Genomic DNA, 26,672 nt, shown 5'->3' with positions numbered 1-26,672 from the left:
TGCGGCCACTGTGCACCATGCACTGAAAACATCAATATCGCTATGGTGAACAAGTTCTATGACCTTGCAAGGCATCACGATGAAGTTCCGGAATCCATAAGGGCTCATTATAATGATTTAATGTATAATGCTTCTGATTGCATAGCATGTGGAAACTGTGAGGAAAGATGTCCTTTCAATGTGGGTATTGTTGAAATAATGGAAAATGCAAAGGCATTATTCCAATAAGAAATCTTTTTCCTAAAATTTTATTTTTTTTACTTTTTTTACTTTTTTTATTTTTTAATGATTTCTGCAGAGATTTAGACTAGCTATTTCTTATCCTATTATTAATTAAATTTAAATATTTTAGATTATATACTATTCATATTATAATAGTATTAAAAATTTTAAATCCAGAAAAGAAATTTTTAATTTTTATAATTCTCAATGATTAAAAAACATGAAAAGGTGTTATTTTGAATATAGATTTAAAAGAAATAGCAGTTTACATTGTCCTTATCATTATTGTTCTTATTGCTGCACAGCACTTGAATGTTGTAGTATCTGGCAGTATGGAACCTGTAATGTATAGAGGAGATATTGTAGTGCTTGAAAAAGCAAATCTTCTTGGATTCCAGGAGTTCAATCCAGCTGAAGTTGAAGTTGGAGACATTGTGGTCTACAATGCAGCTTGGCATAATGGGCCGGTTATCCATAGAGTGATTGAAAAAGGTCAAATCAACAGCACTACGGTCTATAAGATCAAAGGGGATAATAATGATGTTGCCGATCCTTATTGGGTAACTGAAGGTCAAATCACCTCAAGAGTTTTAACTTTTAATGGACAACCTTTGATTATTCCTAAAATAGGATACATATCCATATGGATAAGAGGACTTTAATGTTTTATGATTAATTATATTGATTACATGATAATTTTAACTAATAGTTTAATATCTTAAATCAATTTTAATTAATCGTTATTTTTATTATTTTAATAATAATTTTTTTATAGAAAATGGATTTAGTTTTTGCCTATCTTGAAAGCTATTTTATAATGTTTTGATAAGATCCATTTTCAGTTAATTAAAAAACTTATATTTATCGGTGTTTATATGTACTTTAAAATAAAATCTGAAGCTCAAGAAGCTTTAAAAAAAGCAGTTGATCAATTTGACTGTGATTTTGAAGATGAAATTAAATTGGAGTTTCCACCTAATCCTGAATTAGGTGATTTAGCCAGCACTGTTTCATTCCAATTGGCTAAGCATTTAAGAAAGGCTCCAAATTTAATTGCTCCTGAAGTTGTAGAAAAAATCGAACTTCCTGAAATATTTGAAAAGGTTGAAGCGACAGGACCTTATGTTAACTTCTTCATCAATCACGATATCTTTGCAAAGCAATTGTTGGATTCTGTAGATGAGGATTACGGTGCACTTCCAAAAGTTGATGAAAAGATCATTTTGGAACACACTTCAGCTAACCCTAATGGGCCATTGCATATTGGTCACATCAGGAACTCTGTTTTAGGAGATTCCTTAAGAAGACTTTTAACCACTGCAGGTAGAGAAGTTGATACCCAATACTATGTAAACGATATGGGAAGGCAATTGGCTATGATTGTTTTCGGTATGGAAGAGTTAGGATTGAAACTTGAAGACCAGCCATCTGAAAAAATCGACCATAAAGTTGGGGAATTATACTTTAAAGTCAATCAAATGCTCAAAGAGGATGAGTCCTTAGGTGATGGAGTAGATGCAACCATCAGAAAATATGAAGGCGGACCATCTGAACTTGACGAAAAGTTCGAGTATGCAGTGAACAGCTGTCTTGAAGGTGTAAAGGAAACCTTGAAGAGAATGAATGTGAAGCATGATGCATTTGTTTGGGAAGGACAATTCGTAAGGACAGGCATTGTTGACAAGATCACCAATGAATTGTATGAAATCGGTTATGCAAGAAAAGAGGATGTATTATACCTTGACTTGACTGAATATGGCATTGACAAGCATCTTGTCTTAAGAAGAGCAGATGGAACAAGCTTATATTCTACAAGAGACATTGCATATCACATTTACAAATGCAAGAAATGCGATAAGGTATTGGACATCTTCGGTTCTGACCATAAATTGGCTGCAAGACAAGTGGAACTTGCCCTTGAAATTCTCGAAGAGATTGAACCTAACAGTGACAAGATGGAAGTTATCTTCTATGAGTTCATCACCTTGCCTGAAGGGTCCATGTCTACAAGAAGAGGAGTATTCATATCTGTAGACGAATTGATGGATGAAGCTGTTAAGAGAGCTAAGGAAGAAATTGTCTCAAGAAGACCTGATCTCGATGAGGAAACCATTGATGAGATTGCTGAAGAGATTGGTATCGGTGCAATCAGATATTACATTGCAAGATTATCCCCTGAAAAACACATCACTTTCAAATGGGATGAAGCCTTAAGCTTTGAAAGAGGTTGCGCTTCAATTCAATACGCTCATGCAAGAGCTTGCAAATTACTTAGAAAAGCCCAAGAAGAAAAAGGCATTGACTTAGCAAGTCTTCAAGCTGAAGAGAATTGGTCATTGGATGACAATGAGAAAGAATTGGTAAAATTGATTGCTAAATTCCCAAGCTTGATTGAAGATTCAGCTAATATAAAAAGAGTTCATCCAATTGCTCAATACTGTCAAGACTTAGCTGGTGCATTCAACAGATTCTATAAATCAGAACAGGTAATCGGTTCTGATGTGGAAAGTGCAAGATTGATTTTAGTTGAAAAGGCTAGAATCACATTAAGAAATGCATTGGACATTTTAGGAGTTAGTGCTCCTGAGTTAATGTAGCCAAACTTTTAGAAAAAGTTTGATCAAAATTTTTTCCTATAGTTGGGAGTATATGCTCTTCAACTACTTTTTTTATTATTTTTCTTAAAAATAGACTCTTTTTAAAATTAGATTTTTTAAAAAATTAGATTTTTTTTTTTAATGATGATGTTGGATTTATTTTAAGCTATTTTTGCAAATGGTGTATCATCAAGTGACTTTATCCAATTGATTACAGTTCTGGTTATTGGGTATACAATGATTTCATAAATTATCTTGAATGCCCCTTGACAGATTATCATTGTAATCAAAACCTCATTAGGCATTAATCCTGCAAAGGCAATTGTAATGAAGATTATTGCATCCAATCCTTCACCAAACAATGTGCTTATTGAGCATCTTGCAAATAGGTAATCTGTGTATCTTTCCTTTAGTATTTTCATAAAATAAGCGTTTACATAAGACCCTACAAGGTATGATATTAAACTTGCAATCAATATTCTTGGAGTGCTTCCTAAAATAATGCTGAATGCATTTGAAGTTGCAAGATCTGTTCCAGGTAAGAATATGGCTATCTGATATGCTATGACCGCTATTAAATTTATTATAAAACCTAAATAGATGGTTCTTTTTGCAAGTGTGAATCCATAGATTTCAGTTAGCACATCTCCTACAATATATACAAGTGGGAATATGACAACGCCGCATGGCAATATTATATCGTATAATGAAAATGTTTTTGAAGCAAGAATGTTTGAAATTATAAGGCATCCGCAAAACAATGCAGTAATTATTGGATATAATTCCATTTGGCTTGGCTTATTTTTCAAAAAACTCACATTGCCACCCATATTTAAAATATAATTTTGCCAAAAATTTGATAATATTATATCAATTTCTCTACTCTTTCTTTCGCTTCCACTACTTCAGAGTCAGTGTTGTCGAATTCAAGGAATTTTTCATAGTTTTTCAAAGCGCTTTCATATTTCTCCCTGTCCTCTTGGATTATTCCAATCTCATAATAGGAGTAGTGATAGTTTGGATTGATTCCAAGTGCAAGAGAGAATGCTTCAAGAGCTTCGTCATCTTCCTCTAAGGCATGCAATGCAACACCTTTGTTGTGGTATGCATTCTCCAATTCGAAAATTGTTTCGTATGGGTTGTCGCTGTATCTTTCAATGCATTCATCTAAGGTTTGAACAGCTTCCTTATGCTTTTGAAGCTTGATTAAACAGCTTCCTTTTAAAAATAGAATGTTTGAATTGTTTTTGTCAGATTTGAGAGCCTTATTATAGGTTTTTAAAGCATCATCAAATCTTTGATGATTTTCAAGGACGTATCCTTTACTCATTAAATCGTAAATTCCACTTACTTCCACATCCATAACAATGTCATAGACCTTGGAAGCCTCTTCGTAATTTTCCATAAGTTCGTAAGTGTTTCCTTTTGAAATTAATGCGGAAAGGTTATTCGGATCTAATTCCAATGCATTATTGAAGCAGTCTAAAGCATCTTCAAATTGCTCTGTAATTGTCAAGACAGTACCTTTTTGAATGAATTCCTGAGCAGTTGTAGGCTCAATATCCAACATCGCGTTCATGTCATCAATGACTCTTTGCTCATCGATTTCCATGCTGTTTCCAGGCTTGATGATGTCTTCGTCACTTAATGCATGAGATTCGTTTTCAGCTATTTCCTCATTTTCAGCCATCAATGTTTGGAATTCTATAGAGTTCATTAATATGTTTGCCACTTCAGGATACTCTTCAATGATGATATCCATGTATCTTGCTGCCTCTTCCCTATTGTTTTCTTGGAGTGCAATTGTAATTTTGTTTACTAAGTGTTCTAATGCAGGGTCATTAAAGTCCATGTTTCCACCCTTTCCCTAAATACTATAATTAAATTGTTTTTTGAAAATTTTTTAAATGATATTGGAATCTTTAAATTCTCTAAATCAGATATTTTTTAAATGATTATGGAGTCGTTAAATTGTCTAATCAGATGTTTTATTCTTAAATCAGATTGATTATTGGTTTTGCAATTCTTTCAAGAAGTAGTACAATACTCCTTTTTGTGCATGCATTCTGTTTTCAGCTTGGTCATACACTACAGAGTGAGGGCCGTCAATAACTTCAGCGCTTACCTCTTCTCCTCTTATTGCAGGCAAGCAGTGCATGAAGATCACGTCATCATCTGCCAAATCGATAAGTTCCTGATTTACTTGATATTCCTTAAAGTCAGCTCTTCTTTTTTCAGCTTCAGCTTCATCACCCATACTTACCCAAACGTCAGTATAGATAACATCTGCGCCGCTAACAGCAGCTTTCACATCACTTGTGATTGTGATTGTGGAATTGTTTGCTTTTGCATATTCTTCTGCTTTAGCTACAATTTCTGCATTTGGCTTGTATTCGTCTGGACAAGCGACAGCCATGTCCATTCCTAAGCATCCACAGATTAATAAAAGTGAGTTGCATACGTTGTTTCCGTCACCTACGTAAACGAATTTACCGTCAAATCCGCCTTTGTGTTCCTTGACAGTCAACATGTCTGCCAAAGCTTGGCAAGGGTGTTCAAGATTGGTCAACCCATTAATGATAGGAACATCTGCCTCATCCCTAAGCTCGATGACATCATCATGCTCAATAGCCCTGATCATGATTGCATCAACGAATCTGGATAAGACTTTTGCAGTATCCTTGATAGGTTCCCCTCTTCCCAATTGGATATCGTTAGTGGATAGGAACAATGCGGTTCCGCCTAACTCATACATTCCAACTTCAAAGGAAACTCTTGTTCTTGTAGATGATTTTTGGAAAATCATTGCTAACTTTTGATCTTTTAGAGGTTTTTCCTCCATTTTTCCTGCTTTGAAGTCACTTGCAATATCTAAGATTCTAGTGACTTCATCTTCAATATCACTTACTGATAATAGACTTCTCATTTAGACTCCTTCATAAAAATTATTTAAATCTTAAAAATTCACTAAAATTAAAATAGCGCATTGCTTATATTAATTTTTAGTATAATAAAATTAAATATTTATTTTTAATAATATTAAAACTTATCACTTTAAAGCGCATGCTTTTTTATAAAATGTAAAAAAATAGCTAAAAAATATCTAAAAATAAGGGTAAAAAATTAATGATTACATTCATTAAAAATAGATTAAAGCATTTTTTTCTGACAATCACATTAAAAGTCAGAAAGTGTTCTTTGCTTCAAATCAGCTTCACGATGTGGTTTTATGTTTTCCTCTCTTGCTAATTTAACAAGTCTTCTTTGATAAATCAATGCTTTCTTGAACTGATTCTTGTCATTCAAATAGGAAATGATTTCTTTAAGGCCTTGGATTTCTTCCTCAATGCTGTATTCTTTAGCAAATTCAGTCTTATCCTCTGTTTCTAGAATGTCCTCATCATCATTCCCTATAGGGTTGATTATTTCGCCTAAAGTAACTACACTTTTCTCTTCAAGTTCAGATATTTCATCAGAAATCTCTTCATCTTTTCCAATTTCAGGGGATGATTCATCAATTTCATCTTCAGTTGAATCCAATTTAGCATCCTCTTTTTTAGGTTCAAGGAATTGTCTCAATTTAGATCTGATTGCATCAAGATTGAAATTGGAACTTGCTATTTGCTCTTTAGGATTTTCTAAAATGAGTTCTAAGTATTGATAGGATGTTTTTGAAACATTTTCAACAAAGTTCTTAAGCTCTTGAGGAACCTTGTTTTCAATGAACTCATCATCATTCTTTATGCTTTCATAATTGTCCTTGACCATTTCATTCAAGACCAAAATGGTTTCCAGATTATCAATCAACAATCCCCCAGCAAGATAAGATTTTACGATGCCTTCATTTGCCAAGTTTTGTGTTTTGAGTTCAAGATAATTGTCGAGTGTATTGTAGATTTTCAAAAGCTCTATCTCTTGGCCTTCTTCTAAAAAATGAGTTAACTTGATTTTGTATTCATTTATCAATCCTACAAAATCATCGTTATTGTAATATTCAACAAGGAGATCTATTTTCAATAAAATCAGGGTTTCAGCGATAGTGCTGTCTAAATATTCGTCACAAAGCTTCAATGCCTTTTGGTATTTTCCTTGTCTTTCTAATTTCTTTACCTTTTTCAAGGTTGCATTTATAGACTTTGCTGATTTAGACATAAAATCACCGAATTAATTGTTTTAAATATTTATAATCTAAAGTTATATCTAAAGTATTAGTTGTTAATTAGTTAATGAATAACTAATTAACCTTTGGCTATCAATCTAAAACAGATTAAAAGCTTATTCGTTTCTGATTGCTTCCATATGATCGATACGTTTTTGGATTAAAGCTGCGGTTCCAACGTCTCTTCTATGGTAAACATTTCCTCCAACTATATTACAAGCTTCTTCAGCTATTTTTTCAGCTTCAGCAATGGTTTCTCCTTGTGCAACAATTCCTAAAGCTCTTGAACCTGAAAGATGGATTCCATCTTCCTCTTGGCTTACAGCTGCATAGAAGACTTTTGCACCAAGCGCTTCAATAGCTTCATCATCCACTTCAATGAGCTCTCCTGCATGAGGAGTGTCTGGGTATCCGTCAGGCACTATGTATTTGCATACAGAAGCCAAGTCTTCAAATTCAACTTCGCTGAGATTTCCTGCAACGATGTCCTTGCAGATGTCAAGCATTGAAGTTTTTAAAAGTGGAAGAACGTTCATTGCTTCAGGGTCACCGAATCTTGCATTGTATTCAATTAATTTAGGGCCTTCATTTGATAACATGAATTGACCGTAAAGAATTCCTTTGTAAGGAGTGGTTTCCTTAGCTATTGCCTTTAAGGTTTCTTTCATGATGTCAACAGCTTCATCGTAATCCTTTTGAGTCATGAATGGCAATAATCCTCCAACATCAGAGTATGAACCCATTCCACCAGTGATCAATCCTTGGTCATTTTCAAAAGCATGAGGGTGGTCTTGAGCTGCAGGCATTGGAGCTAAGTTTTCTCCATCACAGAATGCTTGGATGGTGAATTCCTCTCCAACAACTTTCTCTTCAATGATTACTTGTGCAAATCCGCCCATTGCATTGTCCATAACTTCCTTTGCATAAGCTTTTGCATCTTGGTTGTCTTTAAGGTGGTCACCTACGATTTTAACACCTTTACCTCCAGTCAATCCTACAGGTTTCACTACAACATCCTTTTCATATTCATCAAGGAAAGCGCTGATGTCTTCATAATTATCAAATACCTTGTAGGTCAATGATCCTTTGATTTGGTATTTTTCAAAGAGGTTTCTCATAAATGACTTGTCAGTTTCAATTCTTGCAGATTCTTGTGCTGGTCCAACACAAGGGACTCCAACCGCTTCAAGAGCGTTTACAATTCCTTTTCCAAGAGGAGCTTCAGGTCCGATTACAGCCAATTCGATTCCATTTTCCTTTGCGAATTTAGCCACTTCATCAACTTCCCCTTCATCTCCTTTCTTAAAAGTGGATATTTTACTGATTCCAGGATTGTTCTTGCTCATGTAAGCATATAATTCTACATCATCTTTTATCAATGCATCACAGATTGCATGTTCTCTTGCACCGGTTCCAACAACTAATACTTTCATTTTTAATCTCCATTCAAGAGTTTTGAGTTTAATATTTCAGATTAATTTTTCATGTCAATAAAAAAATTAAAATCCTTATTATTATGATTTATGTTTTTATTAGTATATATTTTTTAAAAAACATATGTTAATATTTATATCTATCTTAGGATATATATTATTATATTACAAATTATTGAACAAAATTTGATGAAAATTTTTCTGTTTTTTAAACAGGATTTTTGAAAATCAAAATCATGATTATTGAATTTATTAAATGAAAAGGATGGTTGAAAATGAGAGGCGGAGACGCTATTATTAAAGCTTTAATGGATAAAGGTGTTGACACCATTTTCGGTTACCCTGGAGGTACCGTAATTCCATTTTATGACATGCTATATGATTCAGACTTAAGGCATATACTTGTTAGACATGAACAATGTGCAGCACATGCTGCAGAAGGTTATGCAAGAGCTTCTGGTAAAGTTGGTGTCTGTTTAGCTACTTCCGGGCCGGGTGCAACCAATTTGGTCACCGGTATTGCAAATGCATATATGGATTCATCTCCACTTATTGCAATTACTGGACAGGTTGTAAGTAATTTAATCGGTAATGATGCATTCCAGGAAGTAGACATCATGGGTATTACAATGCCTATCACTAAACATTCCTATCAGCCAAAAGACGCGAACGACATTCCAAGCATCATCAATACCAGTTTTGAAATAGCTTCAACTGGCAGATGCGGACCTGTATTAATCGATGTTCCTAAGGAAGTGCAAGAGCAAGAATTGGATGATTACGTATTGGGAACAATTCCAACTCCTGGTTATAAACCTACTGTGAAAGGTAATTCTAAACAAATTGCAAAAGCTGCTAAAATGCTTCTTGAAGCAGATAAGCCATTCATTTTAGCAGGTGGAGGTACCATATTATCTGGTGCTAATGAGGAAGTCAAGAAACTTGCAGAATTGATCAATGCTCCTATAGCAACCACATTAATGGGTAAAGGCATTGTTGATGAGAAGGATGACTTATCCATGGGAATGCTTGGTATGCATGGAAAGCAAGTTGCTAACCAAAACATTAACAAGACTGACTGCTTGCTTGCAATTGGTTGCAGATTCTCTGACAGAACTACCGGTAAACTGGAAGAGTTCATACCTAACGCTAAGGTTATCCACATTGACATTGATCCAGCAGAGATTGGTAAGAATGTTGCTGTAGACTTGCCTATTGTAGGTGATGCAAAGATTGTATTAAATCAATTGATTAAAGAGCTTGAAGCAAAACCAAGCGATAAGAATGCTTGGTTAAAATCTATTGTAGAATTCAAGAAATCTACAATACCAAGAGTAAGTTATGATGATATTCCATTAAAACCTCAACAGGTAATCAAGGAAATTGCAAACTCAATCACTGAAGATACCATTGTAACAACTGATGTAGGTCTTCACCAAATGTGGGCAGCACATTTCTTGGACATTTCAAAACCTCGCAAGTTCATATCTTCAGGTGGTCTTGGAACTATGGGATTCGGTTTCCCAGCAGCTATTGGTGCAAAGGTTGCCTGTCCTGATGATGCAGTGCTTGCAATTGTAGGTGATGGAGGATTCCTTATGGTTTCCCAAGAGTTGGCTACAATCAAGGAGTATGACATTCCTGTAGTTATCGCTATGTTAAACAACAGAAAATTAGGAATGGTTTACCAATGGCAAAACAAGATGTACAATCAAAGATACTCCCAAACCGATATGGGAAGCACTCCTGATTTTGTTAAATTAGCTGAAAGTTATGGTATCAATGCAGTAAGAGTTGAAGAAGTAGGTAAGACTCAAGAGATCTTATCCAAAGCATTGAAAGATAATGAAGCTATTTTAGTAGACATTACTGTTGAGAAGAATGAGTTCATTCCAATGTTCCCACCAGGTGGAGGCATAAATGACCTTCTTGGTGAGTATAAATATGAAAGTGATGTGGAACTTTCTAAAGATTCTCAACATGCAGAAGGAGGAGAATAGAATGAGCGAAAAATCTCATGTTATCAGCACTTTAGTTGAACACAAGCCAGGTGTACTTCAAAATGTTGCAAGCTTATTGAATAGACGTGGATTCAATATTGACAGCATTACCGTAGGGACATCTGAAGTTGAAGGTTTAGCTAGAATGGTTTTCGTTGTAAAAGGTGATGAAAAGGTCTTGGAACAGGTCATCAAGCAATTGCACAAGCTTGTTGATGTTGTCAAAATCAAGGATCTTGACCCTGATTATGTTTTAAAAAGAGAGCTTTGTTTAGTCAAAGTTAAGACCACACGAGAAAAATCAAGGTCTGAGATTATAGAGTATGCAGATATTTTCAAGGCAAAAATCATTGATGTCTGTGATGATTTCATTACAATGGAAGTTACAGGCAATCCTGAAAAGATTGATTCCTTCTTAAGATTGCTTAAGCCATTCGGAATCAAGAAAATAGCTCGTACTGGACCTACTGCTATTGCAAGAGGTCATCACTAATGCCCAAGCGTTTTAGCCTTCGGCTAAAAACCTTAGCCAAAAAATAGTTTAATAGTTGGAGTAAATGCTCCGAACTACTTTTTTTATTTTTTTAAAATTAAATCAATAATTTTTAAAAATTATTTTATTTTCTATGTTTTTAATGATCTTTTGAAATTATTTTTATTTTAAAACTATTTTTAGATTATTTTTTCAGTTTTTTATTTTTTTAAACTATTTTTAGATTATTTTTTCAGTTTTTTTATAAGTTTTTCAAGAAGGGGAACAAATAAACAGTTTGAAAAGAGCAAACTATTTATTATAACTATTGTGTTTCTATGCTTCCGTATCTATCTTCACATATTCCTTTAAACTTGTGGATAAAGAATTTGGCCCAGATGTATCCAACAGTTCCTCCAACGAAACATCCTAATACAACCCCTGCATATATTCCAATTAGTCCCCATCCAAATATGAAACAGAATATGTAAGCGAATACAGTTTCGGCTATAAGTGACCTAAGCACGGTAATGATAAAGGAGTATATTCCTTTTCCAACTCCTTGAAACATCATTGAAGACATTATACCGTGAGGAATGGCAAGCACAAATAGGCTTAAAACGCTTATTGCAGTTGCTATCTCTGGTGCAAGGGCCGCACTTGCAGAGGTGTAACTGAAAGCCCCTGCTATTTGATTGGAGAATAATACCATGATAGCCCCAAGTGCAATTGATATGCCAAATCCTATTTTTATTGAGTAGCTATGTCCTGTCTTTAGGTTTTCATAATTGTGGGCACCATAAGCCACTCCAGCTACTGTAAGCACAGCTGTACCAATACCTATCAATGGAATCATGGTTAGTTGCACAATTCTCATGGATGCTGTATAAACTGCCACAGCACTTGTTCCTGCTACAATCACGAGCATGGAATTGATTATTATTGCAAGAGCTGAAAAGATCACGTTTTCAAGTGTGGATGGAATTGCTACCTGAAGGGAGTCTAAAATAATTTTAGTGCTATAATGAAAGTTTTTAGGGCTTAAATCAAGGAATAAATCTTTTTTACCCCATATCCAATAACTCATAACTAATATTGACATTGTACATGATATTATGGTTGCCCATGCAGCTCCGGTTATTCCAAAATTCAGATAGTAAATGAATATTGGATCCAATATTATATTTAATATGGCTGTTACAGCAATTGCTATGGTTGCTCTTCTCATATCCCCTTCGGACCGGAATATTGCAGATTCCACTCCAGAAAAAACGAATATGAAAAGGAATCCGAATATGATGTACCCATAATCAAGAGCATATTGAATTGAATCTCCTGCTCCCATAAGTTCGAGAATAGGCACCATTGCACCAATCATGATGAATGTGAATATTGCACTTACAATAATTGACAGCAAAATTGCATGAAGGCCGGCATTGTTTGCCTCGGAAAAGTCATTTGCACCAATGTAACGTGCGATGAGTGAATTGGCACCGGCCCCTATACCGTTTCCAAGTCCTACAAGTATGGTGAATAGAGGAGTAATGAATCCTATTGCTGCCAATGCGTCTGCACCAAGGCCTGCAACCCATATGCTGTCTGCTATGTTATACATCATGATTAAAAGCATTGAGATCATCATGGGGACACTTAGCTTTCTTATAGCCCTTTTAGGGTCCCCAGTAATCATTTTAATATTATCATTCTTTTCTACATTTTCTGACATAATGTTCCCCTTACAAATTTTTATATCTTCTTATTTTCTAATTCTATTTATTCTAATGATCTTTAATTTTATATCTTCTTATTTTCTAATTCTATTTATTCTAATGATCTTTAATTTTTATGTAGTTATTAATTCACTGATAGAGATATTTCAACTCTTTTGGCTTACTTGCTGTTTTTTATTTCCATATTCAGAGATATTGTTTTTATAGCAGTATCCTTCAAAAACTCTTGCAATACCCTTTTTTCTTCATCATCCACTTCCTTGAATATCTCATCTTCCCAATCATCTAGAATTTTCAATGATTCTTCAATCACATATTCCCCTTTTGAGGTTAAAGAAATTTTATTTTGACGTCTGTTGTTTTCATCAATTTCCTTTACAATAAGTTCCTTGTCTTCTAATTTTCTTAAGGATCTTGCTACGGAACCTTTATCGACATTGCATCTTTTAGCTATTTCGTCTTGGTTTATTCCGTTGGAGCATTTTATTTCAAATAGTGTATGTAATTGTGAAGCGTTTATGTTCAAATCTTCTAGGCGGTGATTCAAATAAAAGCTATGGCCTCTTGCAATCATTGTAATGAGCTTTCCAAGTGGAAATTCCAACGCATTCTTTTCTTTAAATTTTTCCAAAGACATATTCTCTCCCAATTCCTTTTGAGAATCATTTATCTTTTTTTCTGTTTTTTAATAGGTTTTTTAATATTAAAATCAATAAGCATTTTTATATTCTGGATTTCATGGTATATAAACTGTTGCATTAACAACAATTGTATATGCAACAGTTAAATTATTTAAGTTAAATAATTCTTTAATTTCATTAATGATTTCCTTCAAATCCCATTATTTCTAAAATCATCATTGAAAAACTCTTATAAAATTCCAATTTAATAAGTTTTATAAACTATTAAATTAAATATATTAATGTTATATTTAATACTAAAATTAGTAAACATTTCAATAAACTAATTTCTCTATTGAATATATTGATTTATTGTTTTAAAATTACGATAAATCATTGCTATTAATTTTATAAAATTATTAAAAAACTTATAGGAGTCTTAAAAATGAAAATGTATTATGATGACGATGTTGACGCAGAAGTCGTTGCAGACAAAACCATTGCTGTAATCGGTTACGGAAGTCAAGGACGTGGTCAATCTAGAAACATGGCTGACAGTGGATTAAATGTAATTGTTGGTCTTAGAGAAGGCGGTTCATCCTGGCAAAAAGCTGTTGATGATGGAATGAATGTTAAAACTATTGAAGAAGCTGCTGAAGCTGCAGACATTATCCACATTTTATTACCAGATGAAACCCAAGAAAAAGTTTACAAAGAACAAATCGCTCCTTATGTTGAAGCTGGAAACACCATTTCATTCTCTCACGGTTACAACATTCACTTTGGATTAATCCAACCTGGAGAAGACGTAAACATCGTAATGTTTGCACCTAAAGGACCTGGATCTCGTGTCAGAACCACTTACTTAGACGGTTTCGGTATTCCTGGTTTAGTAGCTATTGAACAAGATGCTACTGGTGATGCATTGCAAATCGCATTAGGTATGGCAAAAGCTGTTGGTCTTACCAGAGCAGGTGTAATAGAAACCACCTTCCAAGAAGAAACTGAAACTGACTTATTCGGTGAACAAGCTGTATTATGTGGTGGATTAAGTGCACTTATCAAAGCAGGATTTGAAACTTTAGTTGAAGCAGGTTACCAACCTGAAATCGCTTACTTTGAAACCTGTCACGAAGTAAAGCTTATTGTAGATGACATCTACGAAAACGGTATGGCTGGAATGTGGCATGATGTAAGTAACACTGCTGAATACGGTGGATTAACCAGAGGTGGCAGAATAATTACTGATGCAACCAAAGCTGAAATGAAAGCAATCTTAACTGAAATCCAAGACGGAACCTTTAAAAAACAATTTGCAGATGAAAACGCAACTGATGCAGCAAACTTAAAAGAAATGAGAGCTGCTGAAGAAAAAGAAGGCATCGAAATTGTCGGTAAAAGATTAAGAATCGCTTGTGGATTACAAAAAGAAGATGAATAGTTTCTCTTCTTTCTTTTTTCTTTTTTAATTATTTTTACAATATTATAATCTATTTTTATCAAATTTTCTTATTTCAAACTTTTTAAAAACTTTCTGCTTTTTTAAATATTATATAAAAGTTTTTAAACTATGCCAAATATATCTAAATTAACTAAAGATTAGTCTAGATTTTTTTAATTTAATTCTAAATTTGTGATTAAAATGGTATATGTAGGTATGGATCATGGAACTACCGGTATTTCATTTGCTATAATGGATGAGAGGCAAGTTCTTGATGTTTTTAAGATATCCCGTGAAGATAGTAAGGCTGGGAAAGTGTCAGCTATTGAAGAATTGTCCAAGCGTGTTGATTTGGATGATATTGAATTAATGATTATCACTTATGCTATGGGAGATGGAATCAGCTCCATTCTTCCAATGGAAAGGGTTGAAAATAGAGGGATTCTTTCAATTGGAGGTGCAGGCAAGGTAACTGGTGGAGGAACATCAGTGTATTCAGAAATTGAAAATGCCGATTTGCCTGTCTTGATGATTCCAGGAATCCATAAGAATTGCGAGTGGCTAGACCCATTGTTCAGAGCAGCCTATTCCCATCATGCAAGCCCTGAAAAGATTAGCATTGTCTATAACGCTTATCTTGAAACCAATTGGGAAAACATGATTGTTGCAGACATCAGTTCAAACAGTGTTGACTTGCTTGTAGAGGATGGAATAATCAAGGGAGCCATTGATGCCTGTTGCGGTGCAATGGGAGTTGTTCACGGACCTCTCGATTTGGAAATGATTAGAGACATTGATGATGGAAAATGCACAGCAAATGAATGCTTCTCACATGCTGGTGCTATAAAAATAGCTGGAATTGACAATAAGGTTGCATTCATGAAGGATGAGCTTTTAAACAATTACAGAAATGGTGATGGGAAAGCAAAGCTTGCTATTGACACCATGATAATGACTGTAGCTATGGAAATTGCAGGATTGATTGCAGTAAGCAAAAATGAGATTGAAGGCATTGTTCTTACAGGCTCAATGGGTTCAATGAAAGATCCTGTTGATTTTGAAAAGGAGTTGAACAAGTACTTCAAGAACAAGTACCCAACCAAGATCATTTCAAGTGAATCCGGAGCTATTGGTGCAGCTCAAATAGCAAGGGATATTGCTCATGGAAAAAGAGAAATCATGGGTATAAAAGTTGAGCTTTAATTGTATACAAATTGTATACAATATATTTTTTTTTAAACTATTTTTTCTTTATTTTTTCGATTTTTAATTTTTTTAAAAAAAGAGTTTTAAATTTTATTTTAATTGAAAAACTCATTATTTTTCCTTTTTTTATCTAAAATTTTTTCTACAATAGAAAATTAAAAATAGCTATTTTTTAATAAGGATATAATAATTTTTAAAATGAGCATATAATAAAATTTTGAAATAAATAAAAAATAAAAATAGTAAAATTTAGAGAATATTTTCTAAACTTTTTTTTTTTAAAGTTGATTAAAGTATTAAACTACCAATCAACACTATTATTCCTACAATCCAACAGTAGTATGCGAATATGTCCAAGCTTTTTTCTCTAACGATCTTGAGCAATACGCTTATAGCTAAGTATCCTGAAATAACTGCAACTACAAATCCTGCAATGCAAGCACCTATTTCAACACTTCCTCCGCTTAAATCCTTAAGTTGGAAAACCGCTGCACCTAAGATTGCTGGAATTGATAAGATGAAACTGAATTTTGCAGCAAATTCCTTATCCAATCCTGCAAACAATCCAGCAGCTATTGTGGTACCTGAACGGGAAAGCCCTGGCAATACCGCTAATGCTTGTCCGCATCCCATGATGAGAGCTTCTTTAATGGTCATGTTTCTAACATCTATTCTGCCGCTGTTCATTCTTTGGGATGCATATAAAAGACAACCGGTTACTAATAATAAGAATGCAGGTATGGTCAATCCCTTAAACATTGATTCAATTATATCGTTAAAGAGTACTCCTACAACACCTACAGGAATGGTAGCCAATATTGTAAGCCAAGCCAATTTCTTGTAAGGGTCTTTCTTGATTTCTCCCATGAAATTTCCATTCTTTAAGTCAACTAGACTTAAAAGGAATCCTTTAATCATGTTTACAATATCATTAAAGAAATACACGATTACAGCTACAAGGGTTCCTACATGCATCAACACATCAAAGGCAAGTCCTACATCACTTAAACCTAATGCCTGTTGTGCAAAGATCAAATGAGCAGAACTGCTTACAGGCAGAAATTCAGTTAATCCTTGGACAAGTCCAATGATTATTGCTTGAAAAATATCCATTATTTCAACTCGCTTAGTTTTTTATAAGAATTTTAAATCAGTTAAGTTTTAAAAAGATTTAAAAAAAATTTAATTAACTCATGTCTATTCGACATAAGTTAACCAATTATGAATGTCTTCAGATCTTCCATATACTGCATCGAAGTATTTTTCTTGCAATTCTTTGGTTACAGGACCTCTGGATCCAATACCGATTTGTCTGTTGTCGATTGCACGGATCGGAGTAACTTCAGCTGCACTTCCAGTGAAGAACACTTCGTCAGCTAAGTATAATCTTTCTCTTGAAATGGTTTCTTCAGAAACTTCATAGCCTAAGTCCTTTGCAATGGTCATGATGCTGTCTCTGGTAATTCCTCTAAGGATGGAAGAACCTAAGTCAGGAGTGATGATTTTGCCATCTTCTACGATGAAAATGTTTTCTCCACTACCTTCTGCAACATGTCCGTGATAATCTAATTGGATAGCTTCATCGTAACCGTGTTCTCCTGCTTCCAAGTTAGCAAGCTGGGAGTTCATGTAGTTAGCTGCAGCTTTTGCAAGAACAGGCAATGTACCTGGTGCAGGTTTTCTCCAAGTGGAAATACCGATGTTTGCACCTTGTTCCATTTCCTCTTCTCCAATGTATGCTCCCCATTCCCATACAGCAATGGTTGTGTTTACAGGACAGTTTAATGGGTTTACACCTAATTCACCAAAGCCTCTGTAGGTAATTGGTCTGATGTAACAGCCTTTTAAGTTGTTTTCCTTAATGGTTTCTATGATTGCATCACAGATTTCTTCTTGAGTAAATGGAATTTCCATTTTGTAAATTTTAGCGGAATCAAATAATCTTTGTACGTGTTCTTTTAAACGGAATACAGCAGGTCCATTTTCAGTTTCATAACATCTTATACCTTCGAATACTGCAGTTCCATAGTGGACTACGTGAGAGAGAACGCTGATTTTAGCATCTTTTAATGCTACAAATTCTCCATCCATCCAAACTTTTAAATTTTCATCAAATGCCATTTTTTCACCTTTTGTTTTTTTAAAAGTATTTATTCAATGTCAAATTTTATGTCAATGTAGTTAGTTTAAGGGATTGTTTTATTTAATCGGAATTTGGCCGATTATAAGTTTTAAAAAAATAATTCCTTTATTAATTATTTATTTCTTATATTTTAAATATATTGCTTATTATAAGGATTTTTCATCAGATATTTTTGTTTTTTATTCATTTTTCGCCTATTTTTTCAAAATTCCTAAAAATGATTTTTATTTTAAATCTTTTCCATCGAAAGTTTTAAATAATATGTTAACAATATTTATTATGTAGTATGGTTCCGTGGTCTAGGGGTATGATATCTCGCTTACAACGAGAGGATCACGAGTTCGAATCTCGTCGGAACCACTTCTCAACTTTTTTTTTTATTTTGAAATTTTTTATCATTCATTTCTTTTTAATTAGCTATTTTTAGTTCTCATTCATATGTTCGTTAATGATAGAATAATTATTTTTTTAAAAAACTAATTTTAAAAATCAGATAAAAATAAAGATAAAATAAGTGATTTTTTTAAATAAAAATAATGAAAAAAAGAAATGGTGGTTTAAAAATTAAATTAAGATTTGGTTGAAACGCTTTTTGTGTAAAAGCACTATTCTAGAAAGCAACAATCAATATCATGATTATTACTAATGAAATAAAGAACACGATTGTTCCTTTTACTAAAACATCTGCTTCCTTGTCTGAGTATAATACAATACCATAAGAGAGCAGCAATGCTATTAATAGTTCAGCAATACCTAAGTATCCTGTAGGGACTCTTATTATTTTTCCAAGGATAAATCCAATTAGGTATGAAATAAGGACTACCACTATAACAGATGCTATAGGATTAGATAATATAGGTTTTAAAATCTCTCCCCAAGGTTTGCTTGGCTTTTGAGGGACATGTCCACCAAAGTTGCTTAAAGCACTATCAGAAGATGAGAAGAAGCTATGATTGCTGGAAGCCCTATTGCTTCTTTGGCTAAGTGAGCCAGGTCTTCTATTTCCTGAAAGGGATGGTGCTCTTCTTCTTTTTGGAGCTTGTTGCTGACGGCTTGCAAATAGTGTACCGCTTGGACCAGAGTAGTTGTCTCTAGGAGTTTTATTTAAGAACTCAGCACGGTATAGGTCATCATCATATTCACTGTAATGACTTAATTCCAATCCGCCGACTTCATCCTCATAATATTCCATGTCTTCAGAGAATTCCTCATAACCTTCATAAGCACCTTGAAGCCTGTTATATGACCTGTCATCATCATAACCCCTATAATTTGATGTGTTGTCAATATATTCTCTGTTAACATCTCTATGATAGAAAGAATCGCTATCAATATCTGTTAATCTGTTTGCTCCACGGTCTAATCTTGACTTAGTTTCTTTGTTTTTATTTGAATATTTTTTCGCTAAAGTGACAAGGTTGTTTCTATCAATGAGCTTGATCTTTCTCTCTTCAGCATATCTTTTTGCTTGAGAGGAAAAACCAGAACTGGTTACAATAGCTACTTTAGAGGCTCTAAGTTTTTTACCTATAAATTCCATTTCCTTTAAAACATCGATTCCAACTTCCCAGTCCTTATCGTAGTTTTTACATCCAACCACTAAACCAAAATCACCCATAGATGTTTGAAGGATTGCATATATGTCTACAACCTGTTGGGATGTCTTAAAATTTTTATAAACTTTAAAGCCAGAATCCTCAAGAACTTTAGCTATAAAATTCACTAATTGTGGCTTTTCCACGGTTTCACCTTATCTTAATTTTAATATAATATATTTATATTTTCTCAATATATAATTTTTATTAAATTTTTCTAAAAAATCAATCAAATTCACTTATATTCTCATTTCATTTCAATAGAATTTTTCATTTTTTCAAATTTTTTCATAATATTTATAATCATGAAAATATATACTAATATTAGTTATATAATCTAAAAAGCTATTGAATTTTTTAAAAAATTTAGATTATTTTTTAATTATAATTTTAAGGAACGTTTATTATGTTATCTATTGGTCAATGTTACTTAGATTTTGTTGATAAAATCTTAAAAGAAGGAAAGGAAACCTATAAGGACAGTGATCATCATTTAAAGGAAAGTCTTGGTAATTATTATTATATTGATGATCCATTGGATTTAAAATTCAGAGCTAAATATCAGCACATGACTCCTGAATTGATGTTGGAAGAAATCAAAAGCGGAAAATTTGATATTCCATCATGTCCTATCAAAGGTGATGCATTATATGAATATGTAAAATCCTTTGAAATAAGGGATGATCAAGGTTTTGTTTACACTTACCCTAACCGTATCTTGGAACATTTTGGTGTAGACCAATTTGAAACCATGAAACAAAGAATCCTAACCGCTACAGGAAGTAATCGTGCAGTTGCTGTTACCATCGACCCTGCATTGGATGGAGATAGGGAAGACATTCCTTGCTTGCAGGTTATACAGATTCTCGTTAGGGATGGAGAATTAACCATTCACTGTTTCTTCCGTTCCAATGACATTTTTGGAGCATTCTATTCCAACATGTTCTTCATAACATACATTGGAATCAAGATGAAAGAGGAAGTCAATAAGGAAATAATGGGAGATAAACTAAACTTCGGCGGTCTTCATTACCATTCCACTTCTGGCCACATATACAGCAATGATATGAGGGCAGCTAGAAAATTGATTTCCGCAAATAAATAATCTTAGGGCTAATATTTTTTAATTAGCTTCTTTTTTTATTCTTTTATATTTTAAATTCGAGGGAAATTATTTTATCAATATTTTTTCTAATTTTTATTGTTTGTTGATTCGTATGAAAATTTTATTATCTAATGATGATGGCGTAGATGCATCAGGAATTTTGGCAGCAAAGCAAGTTGCTGATGAGTTTGGAGAGACAATTGTGGTTGCACCTTCTAAACAGCAAAGTGGAATCGGCCATGCATTGACTCTCGTTGAACCTATCAGGGTGAATGAAGTCAATTTGAGAGATGGTGACATTGGATATGGAGTTACTGGAACTCCTACAGATGCAGTGACTATAGGTATTTATGAAATAATGGATGATTGGCCTGACTTGGTGATTTCTGGAATCAACACTGGCAGAAACACAGGTAAAGGAGAACTATCCACCTCTGGTACAATTGGTGCTGCAACAGAGGCTGCTTCTCTTGGAATTCCTACAATTGCAGTGAGCCAGCACACTCCTGATGACAATATCAAGTTTGATGAAGGCCATATTGAAATTGATTTTTCATCAAGTCAAAAGGTCTTAAGGGACCTTATCCAAAAGGTCATTGACAATGGATTTCCGGAAGGGGTTGACATATTGAACTTGAATGTTCCAGCGGATCCTGATTCCTATGAACCTAAAATATGTCCATTGGCTACAAGAATGTATGAGCCTGTTGTTGAAATGCGTGTAGATCCAAGGGGAAGACCTTATTATTGGATTGATGGTGTTTTTTACGAAGGAAATCCTAAAGACAGTGATGATTATGTCCTTTTAGAGGAGAATGTACCTACATTGACTCCTTTGATATTGGATATGGCTCATGATTTGGACGCCTTAAAGGAATGGTATGATAAATGATCCATTTAGATTTTTGATTTTTTCTTTTTAATCGGTCCGGATTAAAATCAAAATTAAAATTTTATTTCATAATACACAAACAATATATAACATAAGATACATAATAAAAATTAATTATAATTAAATCAATACACTGATTAAAATTCAATTTGAAAAAAATTTAAGGAGATAAAATATGTCTGTAAATCAACTTGAAGCTACATTACAAGCTGTTACACACACCTTAGCAAAATTGGAAAAAGAAGGGTGCAATGATGAAAAGCTTTTAAATGAGCTTAGAAAAGAAAGAGATAAACTTTTAAATGAATTAAATTTAAACTAATTACAAATTCAATTTAATAATTAAATAAGTTTATAATGGATTAAATATAAATAATATTTTACGAATATTATTCAATAAATTAAGATTTTATTTTTATAATTTAAAGAGGCTATATAATGAGTGACAATTTCCAAGTAAATAAACAATTTGCTAAATTCAAAGGCAAAGATGTTCTTATTGGTTTAAAAAACTGGGAAGAAGTAGAAGGAAAAATAATTACCATTGATAACTTTTTAAACTTAGTTTTGGATGATGGTGAAGGTTTAAAAGTTATTAAAGGTGGAAAAATAGCATTTATTTCTATTCAAGAATAAATCTATTTCTCTTTTTCTATTTTCTTTATCTATTTTCAATTTTTATTCCATATTCTCTTTTTAAATTCAATTTTAGATTTTTCACTTCTGTTTCAATAGTTACGAATAATTACTTATTTTAAAAAAATATAGTTAAATTAAATTAATAATTTAACCGCATGCTTCTTCAATTGATTCTCTGATTTCATCAATGCTGTTTCCAAGCATAAGAGCCAAGAACATTGCTCCTCCAGCGCCTGCTCCTTCCTTGATGAATCCTTTTGTATAATTCTTAAGACCTTCGACAGTGGAAATCTCAAAGTTAGGGTCTACAGCATTTACAGTGATATCTCCGATTTGCTCTACAATATTAAGCATGTCAGCAGTGTTATCTTTCACTACAAATGCAGTTGTTGCAAGGCAACTGTTTGAGAAGTCGAAGTCAGGATCCAATGCCTTAGCTATTGCACAAGAAGCAGTGAGTTGAGTTCCTCCTGCCAATACGACAGGAACTTTTGCACCCATAAGGACTCCTGCAACTGCTGGAAGCATAGGGTCTCCAACAGCTCTGACAACATCAAAAGGATCATTTTCTTCTGTTTCTTCCAAACCTGCATTTTTCAATCCCTCTTCAACAATTGCATTTTTCATTTCATGAGGGTTTGTGTCCATGCAACCGCTGACCTTTCCTTTAGCATCATAGCCAAGTCCAACCAATACTCCAAGTGCAGTGGTTGTACCAGCAGGTAGGCTTTCTCCAATTACGATGTAGTCATGCTTTTCAGATAATATTTCAGCAAGCTCGAATCCTTTTTCAAAAAGCTCTTCAGGGTTTTCTACAGCTTTTCCGGTTCTAATGTCTTTACCATGCTTTCCATCGCTTATGTCAAAAACATCAGAGTTTGCCTTGATTTCACTTCCTGCATCCAATACCATAACAGGACAGTCACAAAGTGCAAGGGAACCTTTTGTAATCATTGATGGAGTAGGGGTTACAACTTCTCCAATGATTGTTTGAGGAATGTCTGTCATACATTTGACCTCTCCATCCAAAATAAGCTCTGCATCTCCAGCAGGAGTGTATTTGGTAAGTTCTGGAGTAGCTCCAGCACCAGTAAGGCCTGGAATCTTAGAGGTTTCAGTTGTAGCTATTGTACAAATAAAAATAGGGTTTTTCAAGTCTGGCAATTCCTTTACAAGTTTGTCTGATCCGTAAGTTTTCAATCCTTCTATCATTTTATCATCTTGAATTTCGTAAATTTTTTAAAGTATTTTTGATAAATTAATTAAAATTTTTTGTCAATTCTTGATTAAATTAATTAACTTAGTTCTATAAATATATTATTGGTAAAAATTATATAAATGTATGTTAATATACTTAATATGAACTGATTTTATTCATTTTTAAAATTTTTTAAATGGTGCATTGAAATTGATATCTTTAGGAATTGAAGGGACTGCAGAAAAGACTGGAATAGGCATTGTTGACAGTGAAGGCAATGTATTGGCTATGGCTGGAAAGCAATTGTATCCAGAAGAGGGAGGCATACATCCAAGAGAGGCAGCTGAACATCATGCCAAATGGATTCCTCAACTCATCCCACAAGCTATGGAAGAGGCAGGCCTTAGCTATAAGGATATTGATTTCATCTCTTTTTCACAAGGTCCAGGTCTTGGCCCTGCGCTTAGAACTGTAGCCACTTCTGCAAGAACACTTGCATTGAGCCTTAATGTTCCAATCGTTGGTGTAAACCATTGTATAGGTCACGTTGAAATAGGAAAATTGGACACTGGCGCTCGTAATCCAGTAACCCTTTATGTAAGTGGTGGAAACAGTCAGGTGATTGCTTATGAATCTGGCAGATACAGGATTTTTGGTGAAACATTGGATATAGCTATTGGAAATTGCCTTGACCATTTCGGACGTGAAACCGGTCTTGGACATCCTGGAGGGCCAGTTGTTGAAAAGCTCGCTAAGGAAGGCTCCTACATTGATTTGCCTTATGTTGTTAAGGGCATGGATTTCTCATTTTCAGGTTTGCTCAGTGCTGCACTTAGAGCACATAAAAATGGAGAAAGAATCGAGGATATATGCTTTTCACTTCAGGAAACTGCATTTGCAATGCTTGTTGAAGTGACAGAAAGGGCACTTGCACATACAGAAAAGGATGAGGTTCTCTTATGTGGGGGTGTTTCTGCAAACAGCAGACTTAGGGAAATGATGAAAATAATGGCAGAAGAGCATTATGCAAAATTCTACATGCCTAAGATGAAATACTCTGGAGACAATGGTGTTATGATTGCATGGCTCGGCCAATTGATGTATAAGGCTTATGGTCCACTAAAAATAGAGGATACCAATATCATTCAAAGGTTCAGAACCGATGAAGTGGATGCTCCATGGGTTGACAATACAAAATACAAGCTGAACTTGCCTAAAGAGCTTAGAGCTAAAGGGGCGGAATCAGATATTTATGAAGCAACTTGGCTTGGAAGGGAAGCCATTGTAAAGAACAGGGTTTCCAAATCCTATAGGATAGAAGAGATAGACAATAAAATCAGAAAGCTTAGAACCAAAAGTGAAGCAAAGATATTGTCTGATGTTAAAAAGACTGGTGTCAGAGCTCCAGTTTTATATGATGTTGACTTTGAAGAGAAATCAATTGTCATGGAAAAGATCAATGGCTCTTTAGTTAAGGATATCATGCATGATATTGGAGAAGACAAAAGAAGGGAATTAGCCATTGCAATTGGTGAAAACATCAAGGCATTCCATGACGGAGATATTATCCATGGTGACTTGACAGGTTCAAACATGATTTTGATTGATGATGATTTGGATAATATCGGTGATAATCTTGCTATTTTCGACTTTGGTCTTGGAAAGTATTCTGACCTATTGGAAGATAAGGCAGCAGATTTGTTGGTTTTAAAGAAATCATTCCAAAGCATTGATTATGATATAGCCATTCAAACATTTGACTGGATTTTAGAAGCTTATGATTCCAATAATCAGTCTAAAATGGCAAATAAGATAGCTGAGATTGAAGGAAGAGGAAGATACACACATTAATCGTTTTTTACAATCTAATTTTTTTAACTTTTTTATTTTTCATTTTTTATTTTCTCTTTTTGTTTTGGTTTTTTTAGATAAATATATTAAAACTTTTTTATATAATAAAAACTATGATAACATTTATAACTGGGAACGAACATAAAGTAATAGAAGCAGAGAATATTTTCAAACTTTTTGGCGTTGAACTTGAGCATATTGATTTAGGTTACATGGAACCTCAAGGAACTCTTGAGGATGTAGCAAGATTCGGTGCTAAATATGCTTGCCAAGAGTTAAATCGCTCTGTGATTGTTGAAGATGCTGGTTTATTCATAAGAGCTTTAAATGGTTTTCCAGGAACTTACTCAAAATTTGTACAGAATTCACTTGGAAACCAAAACATTTTAAAACTTATGGATGGAGTTGATGATCGATACGCTGAATTCAGGTCAGTTATTGGCTATTGCACACCCAATTCTGAGCCCAAGGTCTTTTTAGGGCGTGTCGAAGGTCAAATAGCTTTTGAAGAAAGAGGCCATCTTGGTTTTGCTTACGACCCTTTATTCATAATAGAGGAAGAAGGCAAGACCTTTGGAGAACTTACTACAGAAGAGAAGAACCAGTATTCACATAGAAGAAATTCTTTAGAAAAATTTATCAATTGGTATGTAAACCAAGATGATGAATAATAAATTTTTAAATATTTTTTAATTAACAAAATTAGAATAGGCAATTTTATCTAAGATTGGCTGTTTTATCGTAGTTTAATTGATGAAATTTAAAACTTATTGTTTTTATTTAGGTCATATTTTGGTAATTTTTTAAAGATTTTTTCAAAAAAATGAATTTAAAATAATTTTTTAAAATGATTATTGTCTTAAAATCGTTTTTAATGGTTTTGAGTGACGATTTTTCATTAATAATTATTTTACAAAGGACCTTACTATAAATAATCAAAAAACTTATTGGAGAGGATATTTATGGCAAGACCAGAATGGATCGCATACAGTAACGAAGAAATCGAAGAATTTATTGTAAAATTCAAAAGAGAAGGTAAATCTGCAAGTCAAATCGGAGTAATTTTAAGAGACCAATACGGTATTCCTAGTGTAAAAGAAGTCACTGGTGAAAAAATTACCCAAATCTTAAAAAGAAACGGTCAAGCTGAAGAGTACCCTGAAGATTTAATGAATTTAATCAGAAGAGCAGTAAATATCAGAGATCACTTAGAAGAAAACCCAAAAGACCTTCATGGTAAAAGAGGATTAACTATCATTGAATCTAGAATCCGTAGATTAGGTAGATACTATGCAAAGAATGGTCAATTACCAGAAGGATGGAGATACGATCCAACAAAAGCAGCACTTCTCGTTAAATAGAGACAATG

25 protein-coding genes and 1 tRNA gene are annotated in these 26,672 nt (G+C 33.7%); 15 read left to right on the top strand and 11 right to left on the bottom strand.

The features are described 5' to 3' along the window. From Q0409_RS02325 to argS, 3 genes are all read left to right on the top strand, one after another. Positions 1–228 (top strand): 4Fe-4S binding protein (locus Q0409_RS02325; protein ID WP_298534686.1); only part of this gene is annotated, 228 nt, incomplete at its 5' end. Positions 229–458: 230 nt separating this feature from the next. Beyond that, on the top strand, positions 459–884 hold the full coding sequence (locus Q0409_RS02320; RefSeq protein WP_298534683.1) for a signal peptidase I: 426 nt from the start codon (positions 459–461) through the stop codon (positions 882–884). Positions 885–1,097: 213 nt separating this feature from the next. Then, positions 1,098–2,819: an arginine--tRNA ligase gene (argS, locus tag Q0409_RS02315; RefSeq protein ID WP_298534681.1), complete on the top strand. Its 1,722-nt coding sequence runs from the start codon at positions 1,098–1,100 to the stop codon at positions 2,817–2,819. 161 nt (positions 2,820–2,980) lie between these two features. Here the strand turns inward: argS and Q0409_RS02310 are convergent, their stop codons facing one another. From Q0409_RS02310 to purD, 5 genes are all read right to left on the bottom strand, one after another. Next, on the bottom strand, positions 2,981–3,637 hold the full coding sequence (locus Q0409_RS02310; protein WP_295608088.1) for a queuosine precursor transporter: 657 nt from the start codon (positions 3,635–3,637) through the stop codon (positions 2,981–2,983). Positions 3,638–3,684: 47 nt separating this feature from the next. Continuing rightward, the gene (locus tag Q0409_RS02305) at positions 3,685–4,671 is read right to left on the bottom strand and encodes a tetratricopeptide repeat protein (RefSeq protein WP_298534679.1); all 987 of its coding nucleotides are present in this window, start codon (positions 4,669–4,671) and stop codon (positions 3,685–3,687) included. 156 nt (positions 4,672–4,827) lie between these two features. Next, positions 4,828–5,745 carry an ornithine carbamoyltransferase gene (gene argF / locus Q0409_RS02300; RefSeq protein ID WP_298534676.1) on the bottom strand — a complete coding sequence of 306 codons (918 nt, stop codon included), beginning with the start codon at positions 5,743–5,745 and terminating at the stop codon, positions 4,828–4,830. 251 nt (positions 5,746–5,996) lie between these two features. After that, positions 5,997–6,971, bottom strand: a complete 975-nt coding sequence (locus tag Q0409_RS02295; RefSeq protein ID WP_298534673.1) for a hypothetical protein — start codon at positions 6,969–6,971, stop codon at positions 5,997–5,999. A gap of 123 nt (positions 6,972–7,094) precedes the next feature. After that, positions 7,095–8,411: a phosphoribosylamine--glycine ligase gene (purD, locus tag Q0409_RS02290; protein ID WP_298534670.1), complete on the bottom strand. Its 1,317-nt coding sequence runs from the start codon at positions 8,409–8,411 to the stop codon at positions 7,095–7,097. A gap of 275 nt (positions 8,412–8,686) precedes the next feature. On the opposite strand from purD, the gene Q0409_RS02285 reads away from it, so the two are divergent. Together Q0409_RS02285 and ilvN are read left to right on the top strand one after the other, a co-directional pair. Continuing rightward, positions 8,687–10,411: an acetolactate synthase large subunit gene (locus Q0409_RS02285; RefSeq protein ID WP_298534668.1), complete on the top strand. Its 1,725-nt coding sequence runs from the start codon at positions 8,687–8,689 to the stop codon at positions 10,409–10,411. Between the two features lies 1 nt (position 10,412). Further along, on the top strand, positions 10,413–10,904 hold the full coding sequence (gene ilvN, locus Q0409_RS02280; RefSeq protein ID WP_296869181.1) for an acetolactate synthase small subunit: 492 nt from the start codon (positions 10,413–10,415) through the stop codon (positions 10,902–10,904). A gap of 304 nt (positions 10,905–11,208) precedes the next feature. Here the strand turns inward: ilvN and Q0409_RS02275 are convergent, their stop codons facing one another. Continuing rightward, the gene (locus Q0409_RS02275; protein WP_298534665.1) at positions 11,209–12,609 is read right to left on the bottom strand and encodes an MATE family efflux transporter; all 1,401 of its coding nucleotides are present in this window, start codon (positions 12,607–12,609) and stop codon (positions 11,209–11,211) included. 164 nt (positions 12,610–12,773) lie between these two features. Continuing rightward, the gene (locus tag Q0409_RS02270; RefSeq protein WP_298534663.1) at positions 12,774–13,250 is read right to left on the bottom strand and encodes a MarR family winged helix-turn-helix transcriptional regulator; all 477 of its coding nucleotides are present in this window, start codon (positions 13,248–13,250) and stop codon (positions 12,774–12,776) included. 428 nt (positions 13,251–13,678) lie between these two features. On the opposite strand from Q0409_RS02270, the gene ilvC reads away from it, so the two are divergent. Both ilvC and Q0409_RS02260 read left to right on the top strand, forming a co-directional pair. Next, entirely contained in the window at positions 13,679–14,674 is a 996-nt protein-coding gene (gene ilvC, locus Q0409_RS02265) for a ketol-acid reductoisomerase (protein WP_298534660.1), read from the top strand. Between the two features lie 201 nt (positions 14,675–14,875). After that, entirely contained in the window at positions 14,876–15,877 is a 1,002-nt protein-coding gene (locus tag Q0409_RS02260) for a methanogenesis marker 12 protein (protein ID WP_298534658.1), read from the top strand. Positions 15,878–16,168: 291 nt separating this feature from the next. Here Q0409_RS02260 and Q0409_RS02255 read toward each other — a convergent pair whose 3' ends face one another. Further along, positions 16,169–16,993 carry an undecaprenyl-diphosphate phosphatase gene (locus Q0409_RS02255; RefSeq protein WP_298534656.1) on the bottom strand — a complete coding sequence of 275 codons (825 nt, stop codon included), beginning with the start codon at positions 16,991–16,993 and terminating at the stop codon, positions 16,169–16,171. 84 nt (positions 16,994–17,077) lie between these two features. Further along, complete coding sequence (locus Q0409_RS02250; protein WP_298534654.1) at positions 17,078–18,001, bottom strand: branched-chain amino acid transaminase; 924 nt, start codon at positions 17,999–18,001, stop codon at positions 17,078–17,080. Positions 18,002–18,311: 310 nt separating this feature from the next. On the opposite strand from Q0409_RS02250, the gene Q0409_RS02245 reads away from it, so the two are divergent. Next, positions 18,312–18,383 (top strand) — tRNA-Val (locus tag Q0409_RS02245). Between the two features lie 250 nt (positions 18,384–18,633). Here the strand turns inward: Q0409_RS02245 and Q0409_RS02240 are convergent. After that, positions 18,634–19,764 carry a restriction endonuclease gene (locus tag Q0409_RS02240; protein ID WP_298534652.1) on the bottom strand — a complete coding sequence of 377 codons (1,131 nt, stop codon included), beginning with the start codon at positions 19,762–19,764 and terminating at the stop codon, positions 18,634–18,636. 260 nt (positions 19,765–20,024) lie between these two features. Here Q0409_RS02240 and Q0409_RS02235 point away from each other — a divergent pair, with 260 nt between their 5' ends. The 4 genes from Q0409_RS02235 (at position 20,025) to Q0409_RS02220 (ending at position 22,251) form a co-directional block, all read left to right on the top strand. Next, on the top strand, positions 20,025–20,723 hold the full coding sequence (locus Q0409_RS02235; RefSeq protein ID WP_295608069.1) for a thymidylate synthase: 699 nt from the start codon (positions 20,025–20,027) through the stop codon (positions 20,721–20,723). Positions 20,724–20,835: 112 nt separating this feature from the next. Next, entirely contained in the window at positions 20,836–21,615 is a 780-nt protein-coding gene (gene surE / locus Q0409_RS02230; RefSeq protein WP_298534650.1) for a 5'/3'-nucleotidase SurE, read from the top strand. 175 nt (positions 21,616–21,790) lie between these two features. Then, positions 21,791–21,937: a hypothetical protein gene (locus Q0409_RS02225; RefSeq protein WP_292789242.1), complete on the top strand. Its 147-nt coding sequence runs from the start codon at positions 21,791–21,793 to the stop codon at positions 21,935–21,937. Between the two features lie 116 nt (positions 21,938–22,053). Beyond that, positions 22,054–22,251 carry an LSM domain-containing protein gene (locus Q0409_RS02220; RefSeq protein WP_292789244.1) on the top strand — a complete coding sequence of 66 codons (198 nt, stop codon included), beginning with the start codon at positions 22,054–22,056 and terminating at the stop codon, positions 22,249–22,251. A gap of 150 nt (positions 22,252–22,401) precedes the next feature. Here Q0409_RS02220 and cobT read toward each other — a convergent pair whose 3' ends face one another. Further along, on the bottom strand, positions 22,402–23,466 hold the full coding sequence (gene cobT, locus Q0409_RS02215; protein ID WP_298534647.1) for a nicotinate mononucleotide-dependent phosphoribosyltransferase CobT: 1,065 nt from the start codon (positions 23,464–23,466) through the stop codon (positions 22,402–22,404). A gap of 196 nt (positions 23,467–23,662) precedes the next feature. Between cobT and Q0409_RS02210 the strand changes: the two genes are divergently transcribed. The 3 genes from Q0409_RS02210 to Q0409_RS02200 all read left to right on the top strand — a co-directional run bounded on the left by Q0409_RS02210 (position 23,663) and on the right by Q0409_RS02200 (position 26,664). Continuing rightward, a complete protein-coding gene (locus Q0409_RS02210; protein ID WP_298534691.1) occupies positions 23,663–25,303 on the top strand; it encodes a bifunctional N(6)-L-threonylcarbamoyladenine synthase/serine/threonine protein kinase in 1,641 nt (546 codons plus the stop codon). Between the two features lie 113 nt (positions 25,304–25,416). Then, positions 25,417–25,974: an XTP/dITP diphosphatase gene (locus Q0409_RS02205; protein WP_298534644.1), complete on the top strand. Its 558-nt coding sequence runs from the start codon at positions 25,417–25,419 to the stop codon at positions 25,972–25,974. A 291-nt stretch (positions 25,975–26,265) separates the two neighbouring features. After that, positions 26,266–26,664 carry a 30S ribosomal protein S15 gene (locus Q0409_RS02200; protein ID WP_292788541.1) on the top strand — a complete coding sequence of 133 codons (399 nt, stop codon included), beginning with the start codon at positions 26,266–26,268 and terminating at the stop codon, positions 26,662–26,664. The last annotated feature ends 8 nt before the right edge of the window (positions 26,665–26,672 follow it).

This window comes from uncultured Methanobrevibacter sp. (assembly GCF_937898925.1).
Taxonomy (GTDB): Archaea; Methanobacteriota; Methanobacteria; order Methanobacteriales; family Methanobacteriaceae; genus Methanobrevibacter.
This window is presented reverse-complemented; position numbering and strand designations above follow the sequence as displayed.

Excerpts from the sequence above, each read along its gene's own strand:
- Q0409_RS02260 (WP_298534658.1), top strand. The coding sequence starts at position 14,876 with ATGGTATATGTAGGTATGGATCATGGAACTACCGGTATTTCATTTGCT.
- argS (WP_298534681.1), top strand. The coding sequence starts at position 1,098 with ATGTACTTTAAAATAAAATCTGAAGCTCAAGAAGCTTTAAAAAAAGCA.
- Q0409_RS02295 (WP_298534673.1), bottom strand. The coding sequence starts at position 6,971 with ATGTCTAAATCAGCAAAGTCTATAAATGCAACCTTGAAAAAGGTAAAG.
- ilvC (WP_298534660.1), top strand. The coding sequence starts at position 13,679 with ATGAAAATGTATTATGATGACGATGTTGACGCAGAAGTCGTTGCAGAC.
- Q0409_RS02270 (WP_298534663.1), bottom strand. The coding sequence starts at position 13,250 with ATGTCTTTGGAAAAATTTAAAGAAAAGAATGCGTTGGAATTTCCACTT.
- ilvN (WP_296869181.1), top strand. The coding sequence starts at position 10,413 with ATGAGCGAAAAATCTCATGTTATCAGCACTTTAGTTGAACACAAGCCA.
- Q0409_RS02305 (WP_298534679.1), bottom strand. The coding sequence starts at position 4,671 with ATGGACTTTAATGACCCTGCATTAGAACACTTAGTAAACAAAATTACA.
- surE (WP_298534650.1), top strand. The coding sequence starts at position 20,836 with ATGAAAATTTTATTATCTAATGATGATGGCGTAGATGCATCAGGAATT.
- Q0409_RS02275 (WP_298534665.1), bottom strand. The coding sequence starts at position 12,609 with ATGTCAGAAAATGTAGAAAAGAATGATAATATTAAAATGATTACTGGG.
- Q0409_RS02200 (WP_292788541.1), top strand. The coding sequence starts at position 26,266 with ATGGCAAGACCAGAATGGATCGCATACAGTAACGAAGAAATCGAAGAA.
- Q0409_RS02255 (WP_298534656.1), bottom strand. The coding sequence starts at position 16,993 with ATGGATATTTTTCAAGCAATAATCATTGGACTTGTCCAAGGATTAACT.
- Q0409_RS02235 (WP_295608069.1), top strand. The coding sequence starts at position 20,025 with ATGTTATCTATTGGTCAATGTTACTTAGATTTTGTTGATAAAATCTTA.
- Q0409_RS02250 (WP_298534654.1), bottom strand. The coding sequence starts at position 18,001 with ATGGCATTTGATGAAAATTTAAAAGTTTGGATGGATGGAGAATTTGTA.
- cobT (WP_298534647.1), bottom strand. The coding sequence starts at position 23,466 with ATGATAGAAGGATTGAAAACTTACGGATCAGACAAACTTGTAAAGGAA.
- argF (WP_298534676.1), bottom strand. The coding sequence starts at position 5,745 with ATGAGAAGTCTATTATCAGTAAGTGATATTGAAGATGAAGTCACTAGA.
- Q0409_RS02225 (WP_292789242.1), top strand. The coding sequence starts at position 21,791 with ATGTCTGTAAATCAACTTGAAGCTACATTACAAGCTGTTACACACACC.
- Q0409_RS02220 (WP_292789244.1), top strand. The coding sequence starts at position 22,054 with ATGAGTGACAATTTCCAAGTAAATAAACAATTTGCTAAATTCAAAGGC.
- purD (WP_298534670.1), bottom strand. The coding sequence starts at position 8,411 with ATGAAAGTATTAGTTGTTGGAACCGGTGCAAGAGAACATGCAATCTGT.
- Q0409_RS02285 (WP_298534668.1), top strand. The coding sequence starts at position 8,687 with ATGAGAGGCGGAGACGCTATTATTAAAGCTTTAATGGATAAAGGTGTT.
- Q0409_RS02205 (WP_298534644.1), top strand. The coding sequence starts at position 25,417 with ATGATAACATTTATAACTGGGAACGAACATAAAGTAATAGAAGCAGAG.